A 26,863-nucleotide genomic window follows, 5' to 3' on the forward strand; every position below is an offset into this window, starting at 1 on the left:
GGGTCAGTTGTCATACCCCAGGTTCGGTGCCAGCCAGCGTTCGGTCACGGCAAGGTCCTGGCCTTTGCGCGCGGTGTAGCTCGCCACCTGGTCCTTGTCGATCTTGCCCACGGCAAAGTACTGCGCCTGCGGGTGGGCGAAGTACCAGCCGCTGACCGCCGCCGCCGGGAACATTGCGTAGTGCTCGGTGAGGAATACGCCGCTGCGGCCGGCGTGCATTTCGCGGGCTTCAGGGTCGAGCAATTGGAACAACTGGGCCTTCTCGGTGTGGTCCGGGCACGCCGGGTAGCCTGGGGCAGGGCGGATACCGCTGTACTGCTCCTTGATCAACGCGTCGTTGTCCAGTTGCTCGTCCTTGGCGTAGCCCCAGTGTTCCTTACGTACCTGCTGGTGCAGCCACTCGGCGCAGGCCTCGGCCAGGCGGTCGGCCAGGGCCTTGACCATGATCGAGTTGTAGTCGTCGCCGGCGTCCTGATAAGCCTTGGCGACTTCTTCGGCGCCGATGCCGGCGGTGGTGATGAAGCCACCGATGTAGTCGGTCACGCCGCTGTCCTTGGGCGCGACGAAGTCGGCCAGGGAGAAATTCGGCTTGCCGTCGGTCTTGATGATCTGCTGGCGCAGGTGGTGCAGCTTCGCAATCGGCTGGCCATCGTCGCCGTAGACTTCCAGGTCGTCGTCCTGCACCTGGTTGGTCGGCCAGAAACCGAACACCGCGCGGGCGCTGATGAGCTTCTCGTCGATCAGCTTCCTGAGCATTTCCCGGGCGTCGGCGTACAGCGCAGTGGCGGCTTCACCGACCACTTCGTCCTCGAGTATGCGTGGGAATTTGCCAGCCAGGTCCCAGGAGATAAAGAACGGCGTCCAGTCGATGTACTCGGCCAGGACGTTGAGGTCGATATTGCCCAGCACCTTGGTGCCGGTGAAGGTTGGCTTGACCGGTGTGTAGCTGCTCCAGTCGAACTGCGGCTTCTTGGCGATGGCCGCCGGGTAGCTCAGGCGCTCGGTGCGCGCGCTGCGGTTCGAGGTGCGTTCGCGTACATCGATGTATTCCAGGCGGGTCTTCTCGACAAAGCCGGCCTTCAACTCCTTGGACAGCAGTTGCGTGGCCACGCCCACCGCGCGGGAGGCGTCGGTCACGTAGATCACGGCATCGTTGCTGTACTTGGGCTCGATCTTCACCGCCGTGTGCGCCTTGGAGGTGGTCGCGCCGCCGATCATCAGGGGCAGGTGGAAGTCCTGGCGCTGCATCTCGCGGGCCACATGCACCATCTCGTCCAGGGACGGCGTGATCAGGCCGGACAGCCCGATAATGTCGCACTTCTGCTCCTTGGCCACCTGCAGGATCTTCTCTGCCGGCACCATCACGCCGAGGTCGACGATGTCATAGCCGTTGCAACCGAGCACCACGCCGACGATGTTCTTGCCGATGTCGTGCACGTCACCCTTTACGGTCGCCATCAGGATCTTGCCCTTGGCTTCCGGCTTGTCGCCTTTTTCCAGTTCGATGAACGGGATCAAGTGCGCCACGGCCTGCTTCATCACGCGGGCGGACTTCACGACCTGGGGCAGGAACATTTTACCGGCGCCGAACAGGTCGCCGACGATGTTCATGCCTGACATCAGCGGGCCTTCGATCACTTCGATCGGGCGCGCGAACGACTGCCGGGATTCTTCGGTGTCTTCGACGATGTGGGTGGTAATGCCCTTGACCAGCGCATGTTCCAGGCGCTTGTTCACGTCCCAGCCGCGCCATTCCTCGGTCTCGGCTTCCTTGACGCTGCCGTCGCCTTTGTATTTGTCGGCAATGGCGAGCAGGGCGTCGGTGCCGTCCGGCGTGCGGTTAAGTACAACGTCTTCCACGGCGTCGCGCAGTTCGGTGGGGATCTGGTCGTAGATCTCCAACTGGCCGGCGTTGACGATCCCCATGGTCAGGCCGTTGCGGATCGCATGCAGCAGGAATACCGAGTGGATCGCCTCGCGCACCGGGTTATTGCCACGGAACGAGAACGACACGTTGGACACGCCACCCGAGGTCAGCGCATACGGCAGCTCGTCGCGGATATACGCACAGGCGTTGATAAAGTCGACGGCGTAATTGTTGTGTTCTTCGATACCGGTGGCGACCGCGAAGATGTTCGGGTCGAAGATGATGTCTTCCGGCGGGAAGCCGACTTCATCGACCAGGATGTCGTAGGAGCGTTTGCAGATTTCCTTCTTGCGTGCTTCGGTGTCGGCCTGGCCGGCTTCGTCGAACGCCATCACCACCACCGCCGCGCCGTAGCGCTTGCACAGCTTGGCGTGGTGAATGAACTGCTCGACGCCTTCCTTCATGCTGATGGAGTTGACGATGCCCTTGCCCTGGATGCACTTGAGGCCGGCCTCGATCACTTCCCACTTGGAGGAGTCGATCATGATCGGTACGCGGGAGATATCCGGCTCGCCGGCAATCAGGTTGAGGAAGGTCACCATGGCCTTCTTCGAATCGAGCATGCCCTCGTCCATGTTGATGTCGATCACCTGGGCGCCGGCTTCCACCTGTTGCAGGGCGACTTCCAGGGCTTCGGTGTAGTTGTCTTCACGGATCAGGCGGGCAAAACGTGCGGAACCGGTGATGTTGGTGCGCTCGCCGACGTTGACGAACAACGACTGGCGGTCGATGGTGAACGGCTCCAGGCCCGACAGGCGGCAGGCCTTGGGGATGTCCGGGATCTGCCGTGGCGGGTAGCCGGCCACCGCCTTGGCAATGGCTTCGATATGCCCCGGCGTGGTGCCGCAGCAGCCGCCGACGATGTTGAGGAAACCGCTCTGGGCGAACTCCTCGATGACCTTGGCGGTTTGTGACGGCAGCTCGTCGTACTCGCCGAATTCATTGGGCAGGCCGGCGTTGGGGTGCGCGGAAACGTGGGTGTTGGCCTTGTTGGACAACTCTTCCAGGTACGGACGCAGCTCGCTGGCGCCGAGGGCACAGTTCAGGCCCACGGAAATCGGCTTGGCGTGGCTGACGGAGTTCCAGAACGCTTCGGTGGTCTGGCCCGACAAGGTGCGGCCGGAAGCGTCGGTGATGGTGCCGGAGATCATGATCGGCAATTCGATGCCGAGCGCTTCGAACACCCCCTGCACGGCGAAGATCGCGGCCTTGGCGTTGAGGGTGTCGAAAATGGTCTCGATCAGGATCAGGTCGGCGCCGCCTTCGATCAGGCCCTTGGTGGCCTCGGTGTAGTTCTCCACCAGTTCATCGAAGGTGACGTTGCGGTAGCCGGGGTTGTTCACATCGGGCGACAGCGAGCAGGTGCGGCTGGTCGGGCCGAGTACACCGGCAACGAAACGCGGCTTGGCCGGGTTCTCGGCGGTCTTGGCATCGGCGATCTTGCGCGCCAGGCGTGCGCCTTCGACGTTCAGTTCATAGGCCAGCGCTTCCATGCCGTAGTCGGCCATGGAGATGCGGGTGGCGTTGAAGGTGTTGGTTTCGAGGATGTCGGCACCGGCATCCAGGTAAGCCTTCTCGATCCCGCCGATCACATCCGGGCGGGTGAGCACCAGCAGGTCATTGTTGCCCTTGACGTCGCTCGGCCAATCGGCGAAACGTTTACCCCGATAGTCTTGCTCCTCCAGCTTATAGCTCTGGATCATCGTGCCCATGCCACCGTCGAGGATCAGGATGCGTTCCTTGAGGGCTTGGTGAAGGGCTTGCAGGCGAGCGCTACGATCGGACATGGGACTACTCTGGTCAGGCATTACGGAGGGCGTGGATCATAACAAACCTGTGCGGATTTGGAGCATGCCAAGGTTTTGCATGAATATCGTTCATGTTGGCGCGGGTGGCGGATCGGTAGAATCCCCAGGTTTTTTTATTTTGGCTTCAGATCGGGACCAGGCTCATGCCGTATCGTTTCCTCATCAGCATTGCATTGATGCTGCTTGCCACTACCACCCAGGCCCAGGATCCCGCCCCGGCGATTTCCTACACCCGTGATATCCAACCGATTTTTACTGAGAAATGTGTGGCGTGCCATGCCTGCTATGACTCGGCCTGCCAGTTGAACCTGGGCAGTGGCGAGGGGGCCGCCCGTGGCGCGACCAAGGTGCTGGTCTACGACGGTGAGCGCAGCCAGGCGACCAAGCCGACGCGGCTGTTCTACGACGCCTTTGGCAAGGCCGCCTGGCAGCGCGAAGGCTTCAGTTCGGTGCTCGACGCCCAGGGCAGCCAGGCGGCCCTGATGGCGCGCATGCTCGAACTCGGCCAGCACCGCGCGCCGCTTGCACCCAATGGCAAGCTGCCGGATGACATCGTGCTGGGGCTGAACCGCGAGAACATGTGCCCCTTGCCCGGAGAGTTCGACGCTTATGCCGGCGCGCACCCCAACGAAGGCATGCCCCTGGCCGTGACCGGCTTGAGCGACCAGCAATACCACACCCTGCAACGCTGGCTGGCCTCGGGTGCGCCGATCGACCAGCAAGGCGTGGCGCCCAGTGCCCAGGAAGCGGCGCAGGTGCTGCAATGGGAGAACCTGCTCAATGCCCCCGGCGCCCGGGAAAGCCTGGTGGCCCGCTGGTTGTTTGAGCACCTGTTTATTGCGCATCTGTATTTCGAAGGCGGTGAGCCAGGGCACTTCTTCCAGTGGGTGCGCTCACGGACGCCCAGCGGCCAGCCGATTGACCTGATCAACACCCGTCGCCCCAATGACGACCCCGGCACTCGTGTTTACTACCGCCTGTGGCCAATACAAGGGGTGATCGTCCATAAGACCCACATCACGTACCCGTTGAGCGCGCAGAAAATGGCGCGGGTCAAAGCCCTGTTCTACAGCGGCGACTGGCAGGTCAGTGCGTTGCCGGGCTACGGCCCTGGCCGCCGTGCCAACCCGTTCGAGACGTTCGAGGCGATCCCGGCGCAGGCGCGTTACCAGTTCATGCTGGATAACGCCGAGTATTTTGTCCGCACCTTCATCCGCGGGCCCGTATGCCGGGGGCAGATTGCCACGGATGTGATCCGCGACAATTTCTGGGCATTGTTCCAGGCGCCCGATCATGACCTGTACATCACCGATGCTCGCTATCGCGGCCAGGCCACGCCGTTGTTGGCGATGCCTGGGCAAAATGACGACGTGGGCAGTGTGCTCAGCCTGTGGCTCAAGTACCGCGACAAGCGCAACCAGTACGAAGCCCTGCGTCGCGACAGCTATGCCGAACTGCCAGCACCGAGTTGGTCGACGCTGTGGGCTGGCAACGACAATGCGCTGTTGAGCATCTTCCGCCACTTCGACAGCGCCTCGGTCAACAAGGGCCTGATCGGTGAGGTGCCGCAGACCCTGTGGTTATTCGACTATCCGTTGCTCGAACGCACCTATTACCAACTGGTGGTCAACTTTGACGTGTTCGGTAATGTGTCGCACCAGGCCCAGACTCGCCTGTACTTCGACCTGATCCGCAATGGCGCCGAGCAGAACTTCCTGCGCCTGATGCCGGCGAACTCGCGGGATGATTTCCTCGACGATTGGTACCAGAACAGCGGCAAGGTCAAGCTGTGGCTGGACTATGAGTCGATCGACGACGATAAGCCCACCGGCCTGAAGCTTGATGAAAAGGACCCCAAGCGCGACTTCGCCAACCAGCTGCTGGCCCGCTATGGCGACCTCAATGCCGCCCCGGACCCGATCAATCGTTGTGCCGGCGCGTACTGCTCACGGCCGGGGATCGACCCGGCGTTGCGCGACGCCGAGCAGGCCCTGAGTCGCCTGACATCGCGCCCGGCGGCGGGGCTCAAGGTCATTGGGCAACTGCCTGAAGCGACGATGCTGCGCGTCGAAACCCGCAGCGGCCAGCGGGAGGTCTACAGCCTGCTGCGCAACCGTGCCCACAGTAATGTGGCGTTCATGCTGGGTGAGGCTTATCGCTATCAGCCGGGCCTGGATACGCTGACGATCTACCCAGGGGTGCTCGGCAGCTACCCGAACTTCATGTTCAACGTGCCAGCCGAGCAAGTGCCGGAGTTCGTCGCGGCCATGGAGGACGCCAGGGACGCCCAGGGTTTCGAGAAGATTGTCGACCGCTGGGGCATACGTCGCAGTCATCCGCAGTTCTGGCAGTACTTCCATGACCTGTCGACCTACATCCGCGAAACCACGCCGGTGGAAGAAGGGGTGCTGGATATGAACCGCTATGAAAACCTCTGACGTGGCTGTTGAGTCTTTTCCGACAAAATTACTGGGACTTTGTACCTGCGTAATATTTTGGCGTAAACTGCCGGCAAGCCTGTGAGGAGTTTCCATGACTGCCATAACCATTACCGACGCCGCCCACGATTACCTGGCCGACCTGCTGTCCAAGCAGAACACCCCAGGTATCGGTATCCGCGTCTTTATCACCCAGCCTGGCACCCAGTATGCCGAGACGTGCATTGCCTACTGCAAGCCCGGTGAAGAAAAGCCGGAAGACACCGCCCTGGGGCTGAAAAGCTTCACCGCGTATATCGATGCCTTCAGCGAAGCCTTCCTTGACGATGCCGTGGTGGATTACGCCACCGACCGCATGGGCGGCCAATTGACCATCAAGGCTCCGAACGCCAAGGTGCCGAACGTCAACGCCGACAGCCCGGTCAACGAGCGTATCAACTACTACCTGCAAACCGAGATCAACCCAGGGCTGGCCAGCCACGGCGGTCAGGTCAGCTTGATCGACGTAGTAGATGACGGCATTGCCGTGCTCAAGTTTGGTGGCGGCTGTCAGGGCTGCGGCCAGGCCGACGTGACGTTGCGCGAAGGCATCGAGCGCACCCTGCTGGAGCGGATTCCGGAGCTCAAGGGCGTACGCGACGTGACCGACCACACGCAGAAAGAAAATGCCTACTACTGAGTAAGGCGTTCACTGCGAACAAAAAAACGGCGCCCCGTGAGCGCCGTTTTTTATTCTTAAAATTCAGCTATTTACGCAATCTATCTAACGCTGAATATCAAGTGTGGGAGGGGGCTTGCCCCGATAGCGGTGCCTCAGTCGCCTCCTGAGCAGGCTGACACACTGCCATCGGGGGCAAGCCCCCTCCCAAATTTTGTGCATTTATTCAGTTAAATCAGTGTGTTGTTGATGATTTGTGAATTAAAAAATCAAATTCGAATGCTGACGCTATCTCCCTGACAAGGAGGGTCAAATGTGGGAGGGGGCTTGCCCCCGATAGCGGCATGTCAGTCGCCTCGTGAGTAGGCTGACACACTGCCATCGGGGGCAAGCCCCCTCCCACATTTTTTAATTTGTTCATTTAAATCAATGCATTGTTCTAGTTTTATAAAGTGAATTATCAAGGTCGATATAGGTGCGCATGCCCCGCCCGATACAACGACGACTCACTGAAACTGTCACTCGCCAGCACCCGGCCCACCACGATCAGCGCCGTACGCCGAAAGCCCTTGGCGGCGACTTTGTCGGCAATATCGCTGAGTGTGCCCACCGCCCAATCCTGATCCGGCCAGGTTGCCCGGTGCACCACGGCAATCGGGCAATCCGCGCCATAGTGCGGCAGCAGCTCTGCGACGATCTTCTCCAGGTGGTTGACCCCCAGGTGGATCGCCATGGTGGTGCCGTGGCGGGCCAGGCTGTCGAAGTCCTCGCCGGCTGGCATGCGGGTTTTATCGGCGTAACGGGTCAGGATTACGCTCTGGGCGATGTCCGGCAAGGTCAGTTCGGCCTCCAGCAGCGCGGCACAGGCGGCGACTGCGGTCACGCCCGGAATGATCTGGAACGGGATGCCCAGCTCGCGCAGATGACGAATCTGCTCGCCGATCGCCCCATACAGGCTCGGATCGCCGGAATGCACCCGCGCCACATCCTGGCCGTTGGCGTGGGCGGTCTTGATCAGCTCGATGATCTGCTCCAGGTGCAGTTCGGCGCTGTTGACCACCAGTTGCGCTTGATGCCCCTCCAGCACGGCCGCCGGTACCAGCGAACCGGCATAGATGATCACCGGGCAACTGCGGATCAGCCGTTGGCCTTTGACAGTGATCAATTCCGGGTCGCCGGGGCCGGCACCGATGAAGTAGACGGTCATGGAGGATTCCTGTCGAAAAACGGGCGAGCATGAAGATTGCTCATGATCGGAAGACGCAATTATCGATTTTTCAGCCGGCGCAGGCCAATGCAAAGGTGGCCTGGGCGGTTTTCTTGCGGGTGATCAGCAAGCGGGCGGGGCCTGGGGAGAGCTGTTCGGCCAGGGCCAGGGCGGCGCTTTCGGCGATGCCGTAACAGCCGGTGTGGGCAAAGGCGACCGCTGATTTATGGCTCAGACGGCCTTCATACGCGGCCAACTGTTCGGCGCTGAAGCACTGCAATGGCAGGTTCAACCTATGCGCCAGGGCCAGTAACCCCGGCTCGTCCTGTTTGCGGTCGAGACTCGCCAGTGCGGTGATGTGCTGGCGCTCGATACCCGCTTCGGCGAGGGCCGTGTCAAACAGCGCCAGCAGGGCGTGCAATTCGCAGCCCCGCTGGCAACCGAGGCCGACCGCTAGTTTCATGCCGAGTATTGATCGTCGCGGTTGCGGCGAAACAACCAGGCGCTGATCAGGCCCAGGGCCAGCCAGAAGGCGACGTTGGTCAACTGCGAGGCGATCTTGAATTGTGCTTCCAGTGCCTCTGGCGCCAGCATCGAATGCACTTGCGGCTGCGGGGCGCCGATTACGTGAGGCACCACGAGGATCGCCACGCCCAGCCCTTTAAGCAGCCAGTTGCCACCGAACACCAACAGCGCAATACCGGCCGCAGTGGAGGCGGCCGTGCCGATCCACCAGATCTGGCGTTGCGCCAGGTCGGCGGCGGCCGTGCCCGGCAGCTCGGGCGGCAGGCCCAGGGTCGGCGCCAACACAAAGGTCGCGTAGCCGGCCAGGCCCCACAGCAAGCCTTGGGCTGTGCGGGTCGGTGCGCGCAGGGTATAGAGGCCGGCCAGCATCAGGGCGAAGCCGACGGCGACCACCAGGTTGCCGCCGGTGGTCGACAGCACACGCTGCCAGCCGTCTTCCGGCTCCCAGGCTTCGGCGTCGTGGGTGTGCGCAGCGGCGCCAGCGGCATGCTCGTGCACGACTTCAGTCGCGGCCGGGGCCTTTTCGAAGGTTTCCGCCTGCAGAATCAGCGGAGCGACCCAGAAGCTTTGCAGCAGGGTCAGCAGCAGGGCGGCCAGCAAGCCGGTGAACCCTGCGGTTTGCGCAATACGTTTGATCATGTCGGCAGGTCTCAGTGGCACGGGAACGCGGCGCTGTGGCGGGTATCGTGGGCTGCGTTGTGCACCGCCTCGATATGCGAGAACCCGGCGAAATACACCAGGCACGCGCCCAGGATCGAGGCGCCGATGGCGGCGGTCAGGCGTTGGCTGAGGGTGGCGGTACTGCTGGCGGTGTGCGAAGTGCTGCTGATGATCGACATGGCGCGTCCCTATCGTGTTCAGGGTGAAACGAGCGCATGCAAACCCCGCGAGCCGGGCACGCAGGGTTTTAACAGCGCCCGCCCACCGCGGGTTTGTTATCTGATGTTATTCGGGCCGGTCTCCGGGCTTGCGAGGGACACTGGGTCTATAAAGCGTCGCCTTCCCATGCCGTACAGGCACAGTGGATCTGACGCTTCACTCGCTTACCGTTGCGGGGGCAGCACCGGACTGGTCATAAGGCTATGACTCACCGGTTTCCCGTTTCACCCTGTGAAGGGCACCCGAAACAAGGAGTGTAGGAAAGCATGCAGAGCGACGGTAGTCAAATTGACCGAGCCCCTGTAGCCTTGCACCTTCGAGGTTCTTCGGCCCAGGCCGAAGCTAAGAAGGGAACGCGGTTCAAGCCGCGGCTGCCCCCGCAACTGTGAAGGGTTTATCTGACTGCCACGCCACTGCCATTGCGGCGGGAAGGCGCAGCCAGCGCCGGTCGCAAGACCCGCAAGCCCCAAGCCAGGAGACCTGCCTCGCAACCGATTTTCCAATTCAACCGGGCGGGGTGATCCGGTGACGAAATCTGCTGCTGCGCGCCACGCAGGGCCTATCGTCCCGTATGCCCGCCCCCAAGGGCATCCGATGAAAACACTGGCCAAACTTCCCGTCACTATCGTTACCGGCTTTCTCGGCTCGGGCAAAACCACCTTGCTGCGCCACATGCTCGACAACGCCCAGGGCCGTCGCATTGCGGTGATCGTCAACGAATTCGGCGAGTTGGGCATTGACGGTGAGATCCTCAAGCAGTGCTCGATCGGTTGCACCGAGGAAGAAGCCAACGGCCGCGTGTATGAACTGGCGAACGGCTGCCTGTGCTGCACCGTGCAGGAAGAATTCTTTCCGGTGATGCGCGAACTGGTGGCCCGTCGCGGCGACCTCGACCATATCCTCATCGAAACCTCGGGCCTGGCCTTGCCCAAGCCCCTGGTGCAAGCCTTCCAATGGCCGGAAATTCGCAGCGCCTGCACCGTCGACGCGGTGATCACCGTGGTCGACAGCCCGGCGGTGGCCGCCGGCACCTTCGCCGCCTTCCCGGACCAGGTCGATGCCCAGCGCAAGCTTGATCCGAACCTGGACCACGAATCGCCGTTGCATGAACTGTTCGCCGACCAGTTGGCCAGCGCCGACCTGGTGATCCTCAACAAGTGCGACATGATCAGCCCCGAGGACCTGGCCCGCGTGCGCCTGGAAGTGGCCGAAGAGCTGCCACCCGCGGTGAAGATCGTCGAAGCCAGCAGCGGTCGCCTGCCCCTGGACGTGCTGATTGGCCTGGGCGCCGGCTCCGAAGAGCATATCGACGGCCGCCACAGCCATCACGATCATCACCACGACGGTGAAGACGACCATGACCACGATCACGACGCGTTCGACTCCATCTCCATCGACCTGCCCCAGGCCGATGAGGCACTGTTGCTCGACGCGCTGACCCAGTTGGTGGTGCAGCACGGCATCCTGCGTGTCAAAGGCTTCGCGGCGATTCCGAACAAGCCGATGCGCCTGCTGATCCAGGGCGTGGGCACGCGTTTCGACAAGCACTTCGACCGCGCCTGGGGGGCCGACGAGGCGCGTATCACGCGCCTGGTGCTGATCGGCCAGGCGCTGGACGCGGCCGGCCTCGAAGCGCAATTGCGCGCAGCGCTCAACGTTTAACCCATGCACCTGCTCAGGACTCAACCCGGCGGCTTCGTCGCGGACGACAATATCGCCGACCTGGGGCAAACCCCCGCCGAGCTGGTGATTCTGTGCAGCGGCGATTCCAGCCTGGCGCTGCTGGCCGAAGCCGCCCAGCAGTTGCCCGAGGACTACCCGAGCCTGCGCCTGGCCAACCCCATGCAGGTGCAGAACCACGCCTCGGTCGATCTGTATGTCGATGAAGTGCTGCGCCATGCCAAGGTCATCCTGATTTCGCTGCATGGTGGCATCGGGTATTGGCGCTACGGTATCGAGCGCCTGGTGGCGCTGGCCGAGCGCGGCGTCACGTTGATCCTGGTGCCCGGTGATGATCGCCCGGACCCGGAACTCAGTGGCCTCAGCACCGTGGCCGCTGAGGCACGCGACCGCTTGTGGCAGTACCTGCGCCAGGGTGGCCTGGGCAATGCCCTGGATTTTTATCGCTGCCTGGCCAGCGCTTATCTGCAGCGTGACTACGCCTGGGCCGAGCCACACACTCTGCCGCGCACTGCGATTTATCACCCGCATCAGGCCAATGCCCGCCTCAATGACTGGCAAATGGAGTGGCACCCGGAGTTTCCGGTGGCGGCGGTGCTGTTCTATCGCTCTCATTTGCAGGCGGCCAATACCGGCTTTATCGATGTGTTCTGCCAGCGTTTGCAGGCAGCGGGCCTTAACCCGTTGCCGGTGGCGGTGGCCAGTTTGAAAGAGCCCGGCTGCCTGGCGGTGGTCGAGGATTGGCTGGATGAAGTCAATGCGGCGGTGATTCTGAACACCACCGGCTTTGCCCAATCCAGCCCCGAAGCCCCCCATCTACGCCCGTTTCGCCGCAATATCCCGGTGATCCAGGCGATCTGCGCCCAGGACAACCAGCCCGGCTGGCAAGCCAGCGAACAAGGCCTCGGCCCGCGCGACCTGGCGATGCACATTGCCTTGCCGGAGCTGGACGGGCGGATTATCAGCCGGCCGATCAGCTTCAAAGACCTGGCCTGGCGCAGTGAGCGCAGCCAGTCGGACGTGGTGTGCTACCGCGCCGCGCCCGAGCGTATGGACTTTGTTGCCGAACTGGCGCGGCGCTGGGTCGAACTGGCGCGGGTGCCGAATGGGGATAAGCGTATCGCGCTGATCCTGGCCAACTACCCGACCCGTGATGGCCGCATCGGCAACGGCGTGGGCCTGGATACCCCGGCCGCCGCGCTGAATATCCTGCGCGCCCTGCACAGCGAAGGTTACCCGGTGCCGGAGACGCTTCCCGACAGCGGCACGGCGCTGATCCATGAACTGCTCGGCGGTGTCACCAACGACCTGGACAGCCTCGACCTACGCCCCTGCCACCAAAGCCTGGGGCTGGACGACTACGCGGTGATGTTCAGCCGCTTGCCCGAGGCCAACCGCCAAGCGGTACTGGCGCGCTGGGGCTCGCCCGACAACGACCCGATGTGTCGCGACGGCCGCCTGATGATTGCCGGCCTGCGCCTGGGCCAGACGTTCGTCGGTATCCAGCCCGCACGCGGCTACCAGGTGGACGCCAGCGCGGTGTATCACGACCCGGACCTGGTACCGCCGCATGCTTACCTGGCGTTTTACTTCTGGTTGCGCCACACCTACGGCGCCCACGGCGTGATCCATGTCGGCAAGCACGGCAACCTGGAATGGCTGCCGGGCAAGGGCGTGGGGCTGTCGGAAAACTGCTGGCCCGACGCGTTACTGGGCCCGCTGCCGAATATCTACCCGTTTATCGTCAACGACCCGGGCGAGGGCGCCCAAGCCAAGCGCCGCACCCAGGCAGTGATCATCGATCACCTGATGCCGCCGCTGACCCGTGCCGAAACCTATGGGCCGTTGCGCGACCTGGAGCTGTTGGCCGACGAATACTACGAGGCGCAATTGCTCGACCCGCGCCGCGCCCGTGAGCTGCAAAAAGACATCCTCAAACTGGTGCGCGAAACCCGCATCGACCAGGAACTGGAACTGGACAGCGACGCCGACGCGGCGATCTGGTTGCCACGCCTGGATACCTACCTGTGTGATTTGAAGGAATCGCAGATACGCGATGGCCTGCATGTGTTTGGCGAGTCGCCCGCAGGCCGCTTGCGTATCGATACCTTATTGGCGTTGCTGCGCATCCCGCGTGGCGACGGGCGTGGCCCGCAATCGAGTTTGCTGCGCGTATTGGCCAAGGCGTTCGAGCTGGGTTTCGATCCGCTGGACTGCGCCTTGGCCGAGCCGTGGACCGGTCGCCGGCCCCAGGTCCTGCAAACGATCGATCCACAGTTATGGCGTACCGCCGGCGACACCCGCGAGCGCCTGGAGCGCTACGCAGCGCGCTTGATCGAGCAGGCGCTGGAAGGCCCGCTCGAACAGTTGGAAGAACCGGGTTGGGAGGCTGTGAAAGCGGTCATCGAAAGCCTGCGCATCGTCGTGGCGCCGCGCCTGGATGCTTGTGGCCCCGCCGAAATGCGTGGCCTGCTGGATGCCTTGAGTGGTCGCTTTGTGCCCGCCGGGCCCAGTGGCGCGCCGAGCCGGGGGCGCCTGGACGTGCTGCCCACCGGGCGTAACTTTTTTACCGTGGACGTGCGTAACCTGCCGACCACCACAGCCTGGCGCATCGGTTTTCAATCGGCCAACCTGATTCTCGAGCGGCATTTGCAGGACCATGGCGACCACCTGCGCCAGCTTGGCCTGTCGGTGTGGGGCACCGCCACCATGCGTACCGGCGGCGACGATATCGCCCAGGCCATGGCGCTGATGGGCGTGCGCCCGGTGTGGGCCACGGGCAGCCAGCGCGTGGATGATTTTGAAATCCTGCCGATCAGCCTGCTGGATCGCCCGCGCGTCGACGTCACGCTGCGGGTTTCCGGGTTCTTTCGCGATGCCTTCGCTAACCTGATCCGCCTGTTCGACGCAGCGGTGCAGGCGGTGGCGGCGCTGGATGAACCGGACGACATGAACCCGCTGGCGGCCAAGGTGCGCAGCGAGCGTGCGGCGTTGCTTGAGTCGGGCCTGGACGAAGAGGCGGCGGCGAAGCAGGCTGGCTGGCGCATCTTTGGCGCCAAGCCCGGTGCCTATGGCGCGGGCGTGCAGGGTGCGATCGACGGCCGCCTGTGGCAAAGCCGCGAGGACCTGGCCGAGGTCTACCTGAACTGGGGCGGCTATGCCTACGGCGCTGGCGATGAAGGCACCGCCGCCCGCGAGCAGTTCGCCCAGCGACTGAGCCAGGTGCAGGCGGTGTTGCAGAACCAGGACAACCGCGAGCATGACCTGCTCGATTCAAATGACTACTACCAGTTCCAGGGTGGCATGCTTGCCGCCGTGGAAACCCTGAGTGGCGACAAGGCCGCCAGCTACCATGGCGACCACAGCCAGCCGGATTTGCCCAGGGTGCGTACCTTGAAGGAAGAGCTGAACCGGGTGATCCGTTCCCGCGCCGCCAACCCCAAGTGGATCGAAGGCGTGAAGCGCCACGGCTATAAAGGTGCGTTCGAGATGGCGGCGACCGTGGACAACCTGTTTGCCTTCGACGCCACCACCGCGTTGATCGACGATCACCAATACGCCTTGCTCGCCGACGCCTACCTGCTCGACCCCGATACCCGGGCGTTTGTGCAGCAGCACAACCCGGATGCCCTGCGCGACATGACCGAGCGCATGCTCGAAGCCCAGCAGCGGGGCATGTGGCAGGCGCCGGGGGCGTACCGTGAAGCCCTGGAAAACCTGTTGCTGGATATAGAAGAAGACAGTTAGAACACGAGATGCCCTTGCTGTGGCAAGCCAGGCTGTTGTGGCAATCGGGCTTGTTGTGGCAAGCCCGCTCGCCACAAGGTGCCTGCACAGCAGAATTAATAGAGAGCCCGGATGACTGATATTCCCCATTTCCCACTGTCCGCCGTGGTCGGCGCAGAAAATCTGAAACTGGCGCTGTGCCTGACCGCCATCGACCCCAGGATCGGCGGCGTGCTGATCGAAGGCCCGCGTGGCATGGCCAAGTCCACCCTGGCCCGTGGCCTGGCAGACCTGTTGGCCAGCGGTCAGTTTGTCACCTTGCCCCTGGGCGCCACCGAAGAGCGGCTGGTGGGCACCCTGGACCTGGACGCCGCACTGGGCGAAGGTCGCGCGCAGTTTTCCCCTGGCGTGCTGGCCAAGGCCGATGGCGGTGTGTTGTATGTCGATGAAGTCAACTTGTTGGCTGATCATCTGGTCGACCTGCTGCTGGATGTGGCGGCCAGCGGCACCAACCTGATCGAACGCGATGGTATTTCCCACCGGCATTCGGCGCGCTTTGTACTGATCGGCACCATGAACCCGGAGGAGGGCGAGCTGCGTCCGCAGTTGCTCGACCGCTTCGGTTTCAACGTGGCGCTGAGCGGGCACACCTTGCCGGCCGAGCGCGGGCAGATCATCCGCCGTCGCCTGGATTTCGACAGCGACCCCGCTGCGTTCTGCGCACAGTGGGCTGAACCGCAGGCAGCCTTGCGCGAGCGTTGCACCCAGGCGCGGGCGCGGCTCGACAGTATCCCACTGGATGACCAGGCGTTGGCGCAGATTACCGAGCGCTGTTTTGCCGCCGGGGTCGATGGCCTGCGCGCCGACCTGGTGTGGCTGCGTGGCGCACGGGCCCATGCGGCGTGGCGTGGGGCCTCCGCCATCGCCGAGGAAGATATCGACGCCGTGGCCGAATTTGCCTTGCGCCATCGTCGCCAGGGGCCATCCGCACCGGCCAGCCCACCCCATGAAGGTCCGTCAGCAAGCCACACGGACACCGCACCCGGTCAAGGTCAATGGGGCGACATGCCTGCACCGGCCCTGCCCACAGGCGCTCGCCGAGAAGTACCCACCTGGCCAAAAAAGCCCTAGGCATCCGCCCTCGACCTGGCACGGGGGCGGATGCGCGACCCAAGGCGGGGCGACTGGAGAAAGGCCGGCACGGCAAGGCGCGCGCCGCCAGGCAGGGCACGATCAACTGGCCGGGCACCTTGCTCGGTGGTCGGCCGCAGTGCCGTGACGACCTGCTGTTTCACCTGCGCAGCCGTTCGGCCCATGAGTTGTGGCTGGTGATCGTCGATGCATCGGCCTCCACTCGGCGGCACCGCGCGTTGACCGATGCCAAGGGCTTGCTGGCGCAACTGTTTGATGACGCTTATCGACAGCGCGCACGCATGGCATTGCTGACGGCCAGCGGGCAGTCGCCCAAATGGCAGGTGCAGGGGCTCAAGGCGGCGAAAAGCCTGGCAGGCTGGTTGGAGCAATTGGGGGCAGGCGGGGGTACGCCGTTGCTGGCGGCGTTGACCGAGGCCAGGCATTGGCTGATGGCGCGGCGCAAGCGTTATCCGGCTGAGCAGCAGCGCGTGCTGGTGATCACGGATGGGCGACTCAAGGACATTGCTGGGTTGCCGTTATTGGCGTGTGCGGGGTTGCTGGTGGATATCGAGCGCGGGCCGATCAGGTTGGGGCGCGCCCAGGAGTTGGCGGTGGGGTTGCAGTTGGAGTATCGGCATATCGATAGGTTGTAGTGCCTGGGTCGCCGCTATCGGGGGCAAGCCCCCTCCCACATTTGACCGAGTACAGGCATTTGGAATGCGGTCAGTGTGGGAGGGGGCTTGCCCCCGATGAGGCTCTCACAGCCCCCCCAATCTATCCGCCAGCCCCCGGCACATTCGGCCAAAGATCCGCCACCAGAAACAAGCGCTCGGCTTCCTCCCAATCCTCTCCACTCTGCACCAGCCGTACCAGCAACTGCGCCGGTGCCATCGGGTTGAGGTCCGTCAGCCATCCCTGCATCTGTTCCTCGCTCCATACCTCACTCTCAGGGTAATGCGCCGGCGCCAGCCACGCGTGCCGGGGCAGGGGTTGCCAGCGGCCGGGTGGGCGGGTGCTGATAAAGTCGCGCCAATCGCGCTGGTGCAGCCAACGCCCACGCAGATGCTGGGGGTGGGCGCCGCGGGGCGGTTCGGCCTGGCCCGGCCAGGGATACAGCAGGTAGCCGCCGAGCCATAAATGCGCATCGAACTGCTGGATATCCAACGCCGACAACGCTTGGCGACTTTCCGGCCGTGCCGAGATCGGCAATTGATGCTGGGCCAGGTGCGCCAGCTTGCGGTCCAGCCGATCATGACAGCCTGGGCCCAACCATTGCGCGGTGTCCAGGCCATCGCCGTCCTGCGGGCCGAGGTAGAGCTTGATCGCCAGTTCCAAGTGGTGCACGCCTTCGCGGTCGCGCAGCAGCATGTCCAGTTCGCCCAGGGTATGCCCGGCGCGGCGGATCGGCAGGTTGGCGGCGAGCAGTTCCACGCCCGGCGCATGCTGCACGGCGAACTGCCACAGACGCTCGTAGTACAAGCCCAGGCGCCGGGTGCGTGACAGGTTCAACCAATGCTGCAAGGCGCTGCTGTCCTGGTCCAATTGCCGCAGCCACTGTTCGAGGCGGTCGGGCGCCTGCACCCAGTCACTGCCCGCCAGCGGATGGCGTTGCGGCCAAGGCGTTTGCGCGAGCATCGGCGGGGCGAGCATCACCCATGCCAGGTCGCGCACCTCGGGGTGGCGTAGCTGGCGGGGCAGGTTGTGCAAGTCGGGGAACAGAGTCATGGTCCGAGCATAGCCTTTTACGCTGGGTCAGGTGGCTGAGAAGCGTTGTCATCAAGGCTTCACGGCGACAAAGGATTTTGCCTGAAGCAGCCTTTCGCCCATAATCGTTCTTTTTTGCCACACCCCAAGCCCGCAGGAGCCCCATGGAGCAATTTCGCAATATCGGCATTATCGGTCGCCTGGGCAGTACCCAGGTGTTGGACACCGTCCGCCGGCTGAAAAAATTCCTGCTGGAACGCCACCTGCATGTGATCCTCGAAGACACCATCGCTGAAATCCTCCCCGGCCACGGCCTGCAGACCTCGTCGCGCAAGATGCTTGGCGAAGTGTGCGACATGGTCATCGTGGTCGGCGGCGACGGCAGCTTGCTCGGTGCCGCCCGGGCGTTGGCGCGGCATAACGTGCCGGTGCTGGGGATCAACCGTGGCAGCCTGGGTTTCCTGACCGATATCCGCCCCGATGAACTGGAAGTGGAAGTGGCCAAGGTGCTCGATGGCCATTACCTGGTGGAAAACCGCTTCCTGCTGCAAGCCGAAGTGCGCCGCCACGGCGAAGCCATCGGCCAGGGCGATGCCCTCAATGATGTGGTGCTGCACCCCGGCAAGTCCACGCGGATGATCGAGTTCGAGCTGTATATCGACGGCCAGTTCGTCTGCAGCCAGAAGGCCGACGGCCTGATCGTCGCCACGCCCACCGGTTCTACCGCCTATGCACTGTCGGCGGGCGGCCCGATCATGCATCCCAAGCTCGACGCCATTGTGATCGTGCCGATGTACCCCCATATGTTGTCCAGCAGGCCGATTGTGGTCGACGGCAACAGTGAGCTGAAAATCGTGGTTTCCAAAGACATGCAGATTTACCCGCAAGTCTCCTGTGACGGGCAGAACCATTTCACCTGCGCCCCCGGTGACACCATCACCGTGAGCAAAAAGGCGCAAAAGCTGCGGCTGATCCACCCGCTGGACCACAACTACTATGAAGTGTGCCGTACCAAGTTGGGCTGGGGCAGCCGCTTGGGGGGTGGAGGCGACTGATGCTCGATCCCGCGCGTAGCTACGACCTGATTGGTGACGTGCACGGTTGCGCTCATACCCTTGAGCACTTGCTCGACCTGTTGGGCTATCACAAACAGGCTGGCACCTGGCGCCATCCGTCGCGTATGGCGGTGTTCCTCGGCGATATCATCGACCGTGGCCCACGCATTCGCGAGGCGTTGCATATCGTCCATGACATGACCGAGGCCGGCCAGGCGTTGTGCATCATGGGCAACCACGAATTCAATGCGCTGGGCTGGACCACGCCGGCGCCACCCGGCAGTGGCAAGCAGTTCGTGCGCGAGCACAACCCACGGCACGAGCGGTTGATCCACGAGACCCTGACCCAATTCGAGCATCACCCCGCCGACTGGCATGACTTCCTCGGCTGGTTCTATGACATGCCGCTGTTTGTCGACGCCGGGCGTTTCCGCGTGGTGCATGCGTGCTGGGACGACGGGTTTATCCAGCCGCTGCGCGCAACCTTCCCCGACGGCTGCATCGACCAGCATTTCCTGCAGGCCGCGGCCGTGCCGGGCAGTTTTGCCTGCAACGCGTTCGACCGCCTGCTGCGCGGTACCGACATGCGCCTGCCGGATGGCTTGACCCTGACCGGCGGCGACGGACTGACACGTTCCTTCTTCCGCACCAAATTCTGGGAGGACGACCCTAAGACTTACGGCGACATCGTGTTCCAACCCGATGCCTTGCCAGAGCCGGTGGCACGCACACCGTTATCGTCCAGCCAAAAGAACTCCCTGCTGCGCTACGGCGTCGACGAACCCTTGCTGTTCGTCGGCCATTACTGGCGCAGCGGCAAACCGGCGCCGATCCGCCCGAACCTGGCTTGCCTGGACTACAGCGCGGTGCTGTACGGCAAGTTGGTGGCCTACCGCCTGGACCAGGAAACCCGCCTGGATCCAGGTAAATTCGTATGGGTGGACGTTGAGCGACCCGAGGTGATTGTATGAGTGCCGTGCCCGTATTGCGCTTGCCCCTGAGCGTCGACCTGGGCGGTTTCGTCAAACTGCTGCAACGCATGCAGGTGCCCCATCGCGTCAGCGAAGAAGCCGGCGAGCAGGTGTTGTGGGTGCCCGAGACCATCAGCGACGACGTACGCGTGCTCTACGAACGCTTTCCTGCGGGCGACCCGGACCAGCAATTGGATATTCCAGAGCAGGCGCCCGTTTCGCGCCCGGGCTTTGTCCAGCAATTGCGGCATAGCCCGGTCACCGCCTTGGTGCTGCTGGCAAGCATCATTGTCGGCGCGGTGACCTTGCTCGGTGAAAACCTGCAAGCCATGAGCTGGCTGACGTTCCTGCCCTTCCGGGTGACGGGCGAATACATCCAGTTCACGCCATTGGCCGATTCATTGGCTTCCGGCCAGTGGTGGCGGTTGATCACGCCAATGCTGATCCACTTCGGCATCCTGCACCTGGCCATGAACGGCATGTGGTACTGGGAACTGGGGCGGCGCATCGAAGTGCGCCAGGGCGGCATCAACCTGCTGGGCCTGACCCTGTTGTTCAGCCTGGTCTCCAACTACGCGCAATACGCCTATGGCGGCCCTGGCCTGTTTGGTGGGTTGTCCGGCGTGTTGTATGGTCTGCTCGGGCATTGCTGGATCTTTCAATTGCTGTCGCCCAACCCGGCTTATCGCTTGCCCCGTGGGGTGCTGGTGATGATGCTGGTGTGGCTGGTTCTGTGCCTGTCGGGGCTGGTCTCGATGATCGGTTTCGGTGAAATCGCCAACGCTGCCCATGTTGGCGGCCTGGTTATCGGTTGCCTGACGGGTTTGCTGGGCGGCTTGTACAGCCGTCGCAAATCTTCTATTTGATAAGGAAGAGCCTCATGTCCTCTTTTGCTGAAATGATCGAAAACATCACCCCGGATATCTACGAGAGCCTCAAGCTCGCTGTGGAAATCGGTAAATGGTCCGATGGCCGCAAGCTCACTGCAGAACAGCGTGAGCTGTCCCTGCAAGCGGTGATCGCCTGGGAAATCCAGAACCTGCCCGAAGACCAGCGCACCGGCTACATGGGCCCGCAGGAATGCCAGTCGAAGTCGACCACCGTGCCGAACATCTTGTTCAAGTCGGATGCGATCCATTGATTGAAATCGGTCGCGGTGCAGTCAGCAAAATGTCGGCGCAACTCGGTGAGCCGACCGTTCAGTACGCGTTTCGGCTAGGCGATACCGAGGTGCCGGTCAACCCGTTGATCGGCACCCATGTACGCCTGGAGTATCTCGGCGCCATCCATTGCAGCCATTGCGGCCGCAAGACCAAGACCAGCTTCAGCCAGGGTTATTGCTACCCGTGCATGACCAAGCTGGCCCAGTGCGACCTGTGCATCATGAGCCCCGAGCGTTGCCATTACGACGCCGGCACCTGCCGTGATCCCAGCTGGGGCGAACAGTTCTGCATGACCGACCATGTGGTGTACCTGGCCAATTCGTCGGGGATCAAGGTCGGCATCACCCGCGCCACCCAACTGCCCACCCGTTGGCTCGACCAGGGCGCCAGCCAGGCGCTGCCGATCATGCGGGTTGCAACACGCCAGCAGTCCGGTTTCGTCGAGGACCTGTTCCGCAGCCAGGTCGCTGACAAGACCAACTGGCGTGCGTTGCTCAAGGGCGATGCGCAATCGGTCGACCTCAAGCAGGTACGCGACGAGCTGTTTGCGTCCTGCGCCGAAGGCCTGCTGGGTTTGCAGGAACGCTTTGGTCTGCACGCCATCCAGACCATTGCCGACATCGAACCGATCGAAATTCGCTACCCGATCGAGCAGTATCCGAACAAGATCGTCAGCTTCAACCTGGACAAGAACCCGATTGCCGAAGGTACGCTGCTGGGGATCAAGGGCCAGTACCTGATCTTCGACACCGGCGTCATTAATATTCGTAAGTACACGGCCTACCAGCTCGCCGTGCATCAGTAAAAGGATCCCCTCATGCGCACCGAACAACCGAAGATGATTTACCTGAAGGACTATCAGGCGCCGGATTACCTGATCGAAGAGACGCACCTGACCTTCGAGTTGTTCGAGGACCACAGCCTGGTCCACGCGCAACTGGTGATGCGCCGTAACCCCGAGCGCGGCGCCGGCTTGCCGCCGCTGGTACTCGATGGCCAGCAGTTGGAGCTGCTGAGCGTGAATCTGGGCGACCGTGAACTGACCGCGGCCGACTACCAACTGACCGATAGCCACCTGACCCTGCAGCCGACCGACGGGACGTTCACGGTCGACACCAGCGTGCGCATCCACCCGGAAACCAACACCGCGCTGGAAGGCCTGTACAAATCCGGCAGCATGTTCTGCACCCAGTGCGAGGCCGAAGGGTTCCGCAAGATCACCTACTACCTCGACCGCCCGGACGTGATGAGCACCTTCACCACCACGGTGATCGCCGAGCAACATCGCTATCCGATCCTGCTGTCCAACGGTAACCCCATCGCCAGCGGCCCCGGCGAGGATGGCCGCCACTGGGCGACCTGGGAAGACCCGTTCAAGAAGCCGGCCTACCTGTTCGCGCTGGTAGCCGGTGACCTATGGTGTGTCGAAGACACCTTCACCACCATGACTGACCGCACCGTGGCGCTGCGTATCTATGTCGAGCCGGAAAATATCGACAAGTGCCAGCACGCCATGACCAGCCTGAAAAAGTCCATGCGCTGGGATGAAGAAACCTACGGCCGTGAGTACGACCTCGACATCTTCATGATCGTGGCGGTCAACGACTTCAACATGGGCGCCATGGAGAACAAGGGCCTCAATATCTTCAACTCCAGCGCCGTGCTGGCGCGCGCCGAAACCGCCACCGACGCCGCGCACCAGCGGGTCGAGGCAATCGTCGCCCACGAATATTTCCACAACTGGTCGGGCAACCGCGTGACCTGTCGCGACTGGTTCCAGCTGTCGCTGAAAGAAGGCTTTACCGTATTCCGTGATTCGTGCTTTTCCGCCGACATGAACTCGGCCACGGTCAAGCGCATCCAGGACGTGGCTTACCTGCGCACCCACCAGTTCGCTGAAGACGCCGGCCCCATGGCCCATGCCGTGCGCCCGGACAGCTTTATCGAGATCTCCAACTTCTACACCTTGACTGTGTACGAAAAAGGCTCGGAAGTGGTCGGCATGATCCATACCTTGCTCGGCGCCGAAGGCTTCCGTAAAGGCAGCGACCTGTATTTCGAACGCCATGACGGCCAGGCCGTGACCTGCGACGATTTCGTCAAGGCCATGGAAGACGCCAACGGTGCCGACCTCAGCCAGTTCAAACGCTGGTACAGCCAGGCCGGCACGCCACGCCTGGCGGTCAGCGAGTCTTACGACGCCGCGGCAAAAACCTACAGCCTGACCTTCCGTCAGAGCTGCCCGGCCACCCCAGACAAGGTGGAGAAACTGCCGTTTGTGATTCCCGTGGAATTGGGCCTGCTGGACGGGCAGGGCGCCGGTATCGCGTTGCGCCTGGCCGGTGAGGCGGCGGCGGGCGGTACTTCGCGTGTGATTTCGGTGACCGAAGCCGAGCAGACCTTCACCTTCGTCGATATCGCCGAACAGCCGTTGCCGTCGTTGTTGCGTGGCTTCTCGGCGCCGGTGAAACTGAGCTTCCCGTACACCCGCGATCAACTGATGTTCCTGATGCAGCACGACAGCGACGGCTTCAACCGCTGGGATGCCGGCCAGCAACTGTCGGTGCAGGTGTTGCAGGAACTGATCGGCCAACATCAGGCCGGGCAACCGCTGAAGCTGGATCAACGCCTGATCGATGCACTGCGCAGCGTGTTGAGCGATGACAGCCTGGACCAGGCCATGGTCGCGGAGATGCTCTCGCTGCCGGGTGAAGCCTACTTGACCGAAATCAGTGAAGTGGCCGATGTCGACGCCATCCACGCCGCCCGCGAGTTTGCCCGCAAGCAACTGGCCGACCAACTGTTCGAAGGGCTGTGGCTGCGTTACCAGGCCAACCGTGAGCAGTCCAAGCAAACCCCGTACGTGCCCGCGGCCGAGCATTTTGCCCGTCGCGCCTTGCAGAACATCGCGCTGTCGTACCTGATGCTCAGCGGCAAGCCCGAAGTGCTGGCGGCGACGCTGGACCAGTTTGATACCAGCGACAACATGACCGAACGCTTGACCGCGCTGGCGGTGCTGGTGAATTCGCCATTCGAGGCGGAAAAAGCCAAGGCGTTGGCGGTATTCGCTGAGAACTTCAAGGACAACCCGCTGGTCATGGATCAATGGTTCAGTGTGCAGGCCGCCAGCGTCTTGCCCGGCGGGTTGGCGCGGGTCAAGGCGTTGATGGAGCACCCGGCATTCACGATCAAGAACCCGAACAAGGTGCGTGCACTGATTGGCGCGTTTGCCGGGCAGAACCTGATCAACTTCCATGCGGCGGATGGCTCGGGCTATCGCTTCCTGGCGGACCTGGTGATCCAGCTGAATGCGTTCAACCCACAAATCGCTTCGCGCCAGTTGGCGCCGTTGACTCGCTGGCGTAAATACGACAGCGCGCGGCAGGCGCTGATGAAGGCGGAGCTGGAACGTATTCGTGGCTCGGGTGAATTGTCCAGTGATGTGTTTGAGGTGGTCAGCAAGAGCCTGGCGTAACGCGCGGGTTGGTTGACAAAAACGGCCCACCGATTGCTCGGTGGGCCGTTTTTTTTGCGTGCGGTCCAGTGGGCTGAAGGGCTGTTGGTTTGAATGTGGGCACTGAGTATTGGCTGACACACGCTGTCCAGGCCGCCCCACAGCTTATGGGTCAGTCGGTTTTTTGCAGGGTCAGCACCTCGAACCCGTCCCGTGTCACGGCGACGGTATGTTCCCACTGCGCCGACAGGCTGTTGTCCTTGGTCACCACCGTCCAGCCGTCTTTCAGGCTGCGCACTTTGGCGCTGCCCTGGTTGAGCATCGGCTCGATGGTAAACACCATGCCTTCTCGCAGTTCCAGCCCGGTGCCGGGGCGGCCGAAGTGCAGGACCTGCGGCTCTTCATGCATCTGCCGGCCAATGCCGTGGCCGCAGTATTCACGCACCACGCTGTAGCCGTTGGCTTGCGCGTGGCTTTGGATCGCATGGCCGATATCGCCCAGGCGCGCGCCTGGCTTGACTTGGCGGATGCCGGCCCACATGGCTTCGAAGGTCATTTCAACCAGGCGCCGGGCCTTGGGGGGGACGTTGCCAATCATGTACATCTTGCTGGAGTCGGCGATGAAGCCGCCTTTTTCCAGGGTGATGTCGATGTTGATGATGTCGCCGTCCTTGAGGACGTCCTTGGCACTGGGCATGCCGTGGCACACCACTTCGTTGATCGAGGTGTTGATGGAGAAGGGGTAGTCGTATTGTCCGAGGCTGGCCGGGCGGGCCTTCAAGTCGTTGCGGATGAAGGCTTCGACCGCCGCGTCCAGCTCCAGGGTGGAACGGCCGGCGATGACAAAACCATCGAGCATGCTGAACACCTGGGCCAGCAGGCGACCGGCTTCGCGCATCACGGTCAGTTGGGCAGGGGTCTTGATCATTGGCTGCGGCCTCGGATCAGGTCGGGCTTGTCCAGCAACAGTTTGTTGATCAGCTCGTTGTACGGCAGGCTGGGGTTGAGCTCGGCCAGCAGGCCGATCTTGATCCAGAACTCGGCCTGGGCGTTGATGGAACGATCCATCGCGGCGCTGGCCAGGCGCAGTTGTTCGTGCAATTGGTCGGTGATCTTGACGATGCCCATGGTGTTCACTGTGTTGATTGAATATATGAAGCGTATACGTTTCGTATATTCTGAGTAAACCCCCACGCGCTAAATGGTGTTGGGCCATTGACTTGCCCTGTACCCGCCGGGTAATTTCGATACATGACATTTCAAACCCTTCGCAGCCAGCCAAGCATTATTACCGCCATTCCTCATTTGGCGGGATAGCGCACGGCTGTACCCAAACCCGCCCTAGAGGCGGGTTTTGTTTTTCCGTCTCCAGGGCCCTTTAAGCAAGCCAGGAGACACCCATGAGCACCTGCACAGCGCCCCACACTGCCGACACGGGATTGCTTGAGCACTATGTGAAGAAGATCCTCGCCGCCCCGGTCTATAACCTGGCGCTGCGCACGCCGCTGCAAGCCGCCCCGGCGTTGTCGGCATTGCTGGGCAACCAGGTGCTGCTCAAGCGCGAAGACTTGCAGCCGACCTTTTCCTTCAAGATTCGCGGTGCCTACAACAAGTTGGTGCAACTGAGCGATGAGCAGAAGGCTCGCGGCGTGGTGACCGCTTCGGCGGGCAACCACGCCCAGGGTGTCGCCCTGGCAGCGCGCGAGCTGGGGATCCAGGCACGCATCGTCATGCCGTGCAGTACGCCGGAATTGAAAGTGCTGGGTGTGCGCTCCCGGGGCAGCGAAGCGGTGCTGCATGGTGCGAGCTTTCCATTGGCCCTGGCCCATGCGCTGCAACTGGCCGAGACGTCCGGTTGCACCTTTGTCTCACCGTTCGATGACCCGGACGTCATCGCTGGCCAGGGCACCGTGGCCATGGAGATCCTGCGCCAGCAGCAGGGCGCGTTGGACGCGATCTTCGTGCCGGTGGGCGGCGGTGGCCTGATCGCTGGGATCGCGGCATACGTCAAATACCTGCGGCCACAGGTGCGCATCATCGGCGTCGAGCCGGAAGGTTCGAGTTGCCTGTTGGCCGCCCTGCGCGCGGGCGAGCGGGTGGTGCTGCCCAGTGTCGACGGGTTTGCCGACGGCACTGCCGTGGCGCAGATCGGCGCATATGGCTATGAAATCTGCCGGGATTGGGTGGATGAAGTCATCACTGTCAGCAACGATGAACTGTGCAGTGCGATCAAGTTGATCTATGACGATACCCGGTCCATCACCGAACCCTCCGGCGCGTTGGCCGTGGCGGGTATTCGTCACTATGTCGGCCAAAACGGCGTGCGTGGGCAGACGCTGGTGGCAATCAACTCGGGCGCCAATATCAACTTTGATAGTTTGCGATATGTTGCTGAAAGAGTGGCTGCGCAGGCGGCTGTTTAATCCGAAGGCCAGGGTTAAACGTTTAATCGAAGCTGTTCGGCGATGATCTAACTCGTGCGATCCGGACTTGCACAAAGTTATACAAAATGGCGCCTTGCTTATGAGGAAAGG

Annotated in this window: 21 protein-coding genes and 2 riboswitches; of the genes, 13 read left to right on the top strand and 8 right to left on the bottom strand. The window is 62.6% G+C overall.

All coding sequences use genetic code 11. The features are described from left to right. Nucleotides 1–3: 3 nt before the first annotated feature. Nucleotides 4–3,714: a methionine synthase gene (gene metH / locus QU606_RS17395; protein WP_304997244.1), complete on the bottom strand. Its 3,711-nt coding sequence runs from the start codon at nucleotides 3,712–3,714 to the stop codon at nucleotides 4–6. 164 nt (nucleotides 3,715–3,878) lie between these two features. Here metH and QU606_RS17400 point away from each other — a divergent pair, with 164 nt between their 5' ends. Next, nucleotides 3,879–6,173, top strand: a complete 2,295-nt coding sequence (locus QU606_RS17400) for a fatty acid cis/trans isomerase (protein ID WP_102625397.1) — start codon at nucleotides 3,879–3,881, stop codon at nucleotides 6,171–6,173. Between the two features lie 94 nt (nucleotides 6,174–6,267). Next, a complete protein-coding gene (nfuA, locus tag QU606_RS17405; protein ID WP_003190728.1) occupies nucleotides 6,268–6,852 on the top strand; it encodes a Fe-S biogenesis protein NfuA in 585 nt (194 codons plus the stop codon). Nucleotides 6,853–7,291: 439 nt separating this feature from the next. Here the strand turns inward: nfuA and cobM are convergent, their stop codons facing one another. The 4 genes from cobM to QU606_RS17425 form a co-directional block, all read right to left on the bottom strand. Continuing rightward, a complete protein-coding gene (cobM, locus tag QU606_RS17410; protein ID WP_024075125.1) occupies nucleotides 7,292–8,038 on the bottom strand; it encodes a precorrin-4 C(11)-methyltransferase in 747 nt (248 codons plus the stop codon). 70 nt (nucleotides 8,039–8,108) lie between these two features. Beyond that, nucleotides 8,109–8,501 (bottom strand): cobalamin biosynthesis protein, encoded by a 393-nt coding sequence (locus tag QU606_RS17415; RefSeq protein WP_024075126.1) that lies wholly within the window; start codon nucleotides 8,499–8,501, stop codon nucleotides 8,109–8,111. Next, on the bottom strand, nucleotides 8,498–9,202 hold the full coding sequence (locus tag QU606_RS17420) for a CbtA family protein (protein ID WP_041160918.1): 705 nt from the start codon (nucleotides 9,200–9,202) through the stop codon (nucleotides 8,498–8,500). Before QU606_RS17420 ends, QU606_RS17415 begins: the two co-directional genes overlap by 4 nt. 11 nt (nucleotides 9,203–9,213) lie before the next feature. Next, a complete protein-coding gene (locus QU606_RS17425) occupies nucleotides 9,214–9,402 on the bottom strand; it encodes a CbtB-domain containing protein (RefSeq protein WP_024075128.1) in 189 nt (62 codons plus the stop codon). Nucleotides 9,403–9,497: 95 nt separating this feature from the next. Then, a riboswitch (cobalamin riboswitch) is annotated at nucleotides 9,498–9,703 on the bottom strand. A gap of 41 nt (nucleotides 9,704–9,744) precedes the next feature. Next, nucleotides 9,745–9,945, top strand: a riboswitch (cobalamin riboswitch). Nucleotides 9,946–10,036: 91 nt separating this feature from the next. On the opposite strand from QU606_RS17425, the gene cobW reads away from it, so the two are divergent. From cobW to QU606_RS17445, 4 genes are all read left to right on the top strand, one after another. Then, nucleotides 10,037–11,104, top strand: coding sequence for a cobalamin biosynthesis protein CobW (cobW, locus tag QU606_RS17430; protein ID WP_150294029.1), 1,068 nt, complete (start codon nucleotides 10,037–10,039; stop codon nucleotides 11,102–11,104). Nucleotides 11,105–11,107: 3 nt separating this feature from the next. Further along, nucleotides 11,108–14,869 (top strand): cobaltochelatase subunit CobN, encoded by a 3,762-nt coding sequence (gene cobN / locus QU606_RS17435; RefSeq protein ID WP_304997245.1) that lies wholly within the window; start codon nucleotides 11,108–11,110, stop codon nucleotides 14,867–14,869. Between the two features lie 111 nt (nucleotides 14,870–14,980). Continuing rightward, a complete protein-coding gene (locus QU606_RS17440) occupies nucleotides 14,981–15,979 on the top strand; it encodes an ATP-binding protein (protein ID WP_102624234.1) in 999 nt (332 codons plus the stop codon). A 53-nt stretch (nucleotides 15,980–16,032) separates the two neighbouring features. Beyond that, nucleotides 16,033–16,635: a VWA domain-containing protein gene (locus QU606_RS17445; protein ID WP_304998632.1), complete on the top strand. Its 603-nt coding sequence runs from the start codon at nucleotides 16,033–16,035 to the stop codon at nucleotides 16,633–16,635. 121 nt (nucleotides 16,636–16,756) lie between these two features. Here QU606_RS17445 and QU606_RS17450 read toward each other — a convergent pair whose 3' ends face one another. Continuing rightward, a complete protein-coding gene (locus QU606_RS17450; RefSeq protein WP_304997246.1) occupies nucleotides 16,757–17,707 on the bottom strand; it encodes a DUF1853 family protein in 951 nt (316 codons plus the stop codon). 143 nt (nucleotides 17,708–17,850) lie between these two features. Between QU606_RS17450 and QU606_RS17455 the strand changes: the two genes are divergently transcribed. From QU606_RS17455 to pepN, 6 genes are read left to right on the top strand one after another with little or no spacing between them, the layout of a single operon-like run. Further along, complete coding sequence (locus QU606_RS17455) at nucleotides 17,851–18,741, top strand: NAD(+) kinase (protein ID WP_003217892.1); 891 nt, start codon at nucleotides 17,851–17,853, stop codon at nucleotides 18,739–18,741. Then, complete coding sequence (locus QU606_RS17460) at nucleotides 18,738–19,712, top strand: metallophosphoesterase (protein WP_162163607.1); 975 nt, start codon at nucleotides 18,738–18,740, stop codon at nucleotides 19,710–19,712. The genes QU606_RS17455 and QU606_RS17460 overlap by 4 nt, the downstream gene beginning before the upstream one ends. Beyond that, on the top strand, nucleotides 19,709–20,578 hold the full coding sequence (locus QU606_RS17465; RefSeq protein ID WP_024075135.1) for a rhomboid family intramembrane serine protease: 870 nt from the start codon (nucleotides 19,709–19,711) through the stop codon (nucleotides 20,576–20,578). Before QU606_RS17460 ends, QU606_RS17465 begins: the two co-directional genes overlap by 4 nt. A 14-nt stretch (nucleotides 20,579–20,592) precedes the next feature. Continuing rightward, nucleotides 20,593–20,853: a YeaC family protein gene (locus QU606_RS17470; protein ID WP_017528545.1), complete on the top strand. Its 261-nt coding sequence runs from the start codon at nucleotides 20,593–20,595 to the stop codon at nucleotides 20,851–20,853. Further along, nucleotides 20,850–21,680 (top strand): DUF2797 domain-containing protein, encoded by an 831-nt coding sequence (locus QU606_RS17475; protein ID WP_304997247.1) that lies wholly within the window; start codon nucleotides 20,850–20,852, stop codon nucleotides 21,678–21,680. Before QU606_RS17470 ends, QU606_RS17475 begins: the two co-directional genes overlap by 4 nt. A 12-nt stretch (nucleotides 21,681–21,692) precedes the next feature. Next, the gene (gene pepN / locus QU606_RS17480; RefSeq protein WP_304997248.1) at nucleotides 21,693–24,350 is read left to right on the top strand and encodes an aminopeptidase N; all 2,658 of its coding nucleotides are present in this window, start codon (nucleotides 21,693–21,695) and stop codon (nucleotides 24,348–24,350) included. Between the two features lie 151 nt (nucleotides 24,351–24,501). Here the strand turns inward: pepN and map are convergent, their stop codons facing one another. Together map and QU606_RS17490 are read right to left on the bottom strand one after the other, a co-directional pair. After that, nucleotides 24,502–25,257 (bottom strand): type I methionyl aminopeptidase, encoded by a 756-nt coding sequence (gene map, locus QU606_RS17485; protein ID WP_168233090.1) that lies wholly within the window; start codon nucleotides 25,255–25,257, stop codon nucleotides 24,502–24,504. Next, nucleotides 25,254–25,457, bottom strand: coding sequence for a ParD-like family protein (locus QU606_RS17490; protein ID WP_024075139.1), 204 nt, complete (start codon nucleotides 25,455–25,457; stop codon nucleotides 25,254–25,256). The genes map and QU606_RS17490 overlap by 4 nt, the downstream gene beginning before the upstream one ends. Before the next feature lie 272 nt (nucleotides 25,458–25,729). Between QU606_RS17490 and ilvA the strand changes: the two genes are divergently transcribed. Then, nucleotides 25,730–26,752, top strand: coding sequence for a threonine ammonia-lyase, biosynthetic (gene ilvA, locus QU606_RS17495; protein WP_024075140.1), 1,023 nt, complete (start codon nucleotides 25,730–25,732; stop codon nucleotides 26,750–26,752). Nucleotides 26,753–26,863 lie beyond the last annotated feature (111 nt).

Origin of the sequence: Pseudomonas sp. OVF7 (genome assembly GCF_030644265.1) — a bacterium.
Classification (GTDB): Bacteria; Pseudomonadota; Gammaproteobacteria; order Pseudomonadales; family Pseudomonadaceae; genus Aquipseudomonas; species Aquipseudomonas gorinensis.

Bases quoted from the DNA above. Each gene is read 5' to 3' on its own strand.
- QU606_RS17455 (WP_003217892.1), top strand. From the start codon at position 17,851: ATGGAGCAATTTCGCAATATCGGCATTATCGGTCGCCTGGGCAGTACC.
- cobN (WP_304997245.1), top strand. From the start codon at position 11,108: ATGCACCTGCTCAGGACTCAACCCGGCGGCTTCGTCGCGGACGACAAT.
- cobW (WP_150294029.1), top strand. From the start codon at position 10,037: ATGAAAACACTGGCCAAACTTCCCGTCACTATCGTTACCGGCTTTCTC.
- QU606_RS17415 (WP_024075126.1), bottom strand. From the start codon at position 8,501: ATGAAACTAGCGGTCGGCCTCGGTTGCCAGCGGGGCTGCGAATTGCAC.
- nfuA (WP_003190728.1), top strand. From the start codon at position 6,268: ATGACTGCCATAACCATTACCGACGCCGCCCACGATTACCTGGCCGAC.
- ilvA (WP_024075140.1), top strand. From the start codon at position 25,730: ATGAGCACCTGCACAGCGCCCCACACTGCCGACACGGGATTGCTTGAG.
- metH (WP_304997244.1), bottom strand. From the start codon at position 3,714: ATGTCCGATCGTAGCGCTCGCCTGCAAGCCCTTCACCAAGCCCTCAAG.
- QU606_RS17420 (WP_041160918.1), bottom strand. From the start codon at position 9,202: ATGATCAAACGTATTGCGCAAACCGCAGGGTTCACCGGCTTGCTGGCC.
- QU606_RS17425 (WP_024075128.1), bottom strand. From the start codon at position 9,402: ATGTCGATCATCAGCAGCACTTCGCACACCGCCAGCAGTACCGCCACC.
- cobM (WP_024075125.1), bottom strand. From the start codon at position 8,038: ATGACCGTCTACTTCATCGGTGCCGGCCCCGGCGACCCGGAATTGATC.
- QU606_RS17470 (WP_017528545.1), top strand. From the start codon at position 20,593: ATGTCCTCTTTTGCTGAAATGATCGAAAACATCACCCCGGATATCTAC.
- pepN (WP_304997248.1), top strand. From the start codon at position 21,693: ATGCGCACCGAACAACCGAAGATGATTTACCTGAAGGACTATCAGGCG.
- QU606_RS17400 (WP_102625397.1), top strand. From the start codon at position 3,879: ATGCCGTATCGTTTCCTCATCAGCATTGCATTGATGCTGCTTGCCACT.
- map (WP_168233090.1), bottom strand. From the start codon at position 25,257: ATGATCAAGACCCCTGCCCAACTGACCGTGATGCGCGAAGCCGGTCGC.
- QU606_RS17440 (WP_102624234.1), top strand. From the start codon at position 14,981: ATGACTGATATTCCCCATTTCCCACTGTCCGCCGTGGTCGGCGCAGAA.
- QU606_RS17490 (WP_024075139.1), bottom strand. From the start codon at position 25,457: ATGGGCATCGTCAAGATCACCGACCAATTGCACGAACAACTGCGCCTG.
- QU606_RS17465 (WP_024075135.1), top strand. From the start codon at position 19,709: ATGAGTGCCGTGCCCGTATTGCGCTTGCCCCTGAGCGTCGACCTGGGC.
- QU606_RS17450 (WP_304997246.1), bottom strand. From the start codon at position 17,707: ATGACTCTGTTCCCCGACTTGCACAACCTGCCCCGCCAGCTACGCCAC.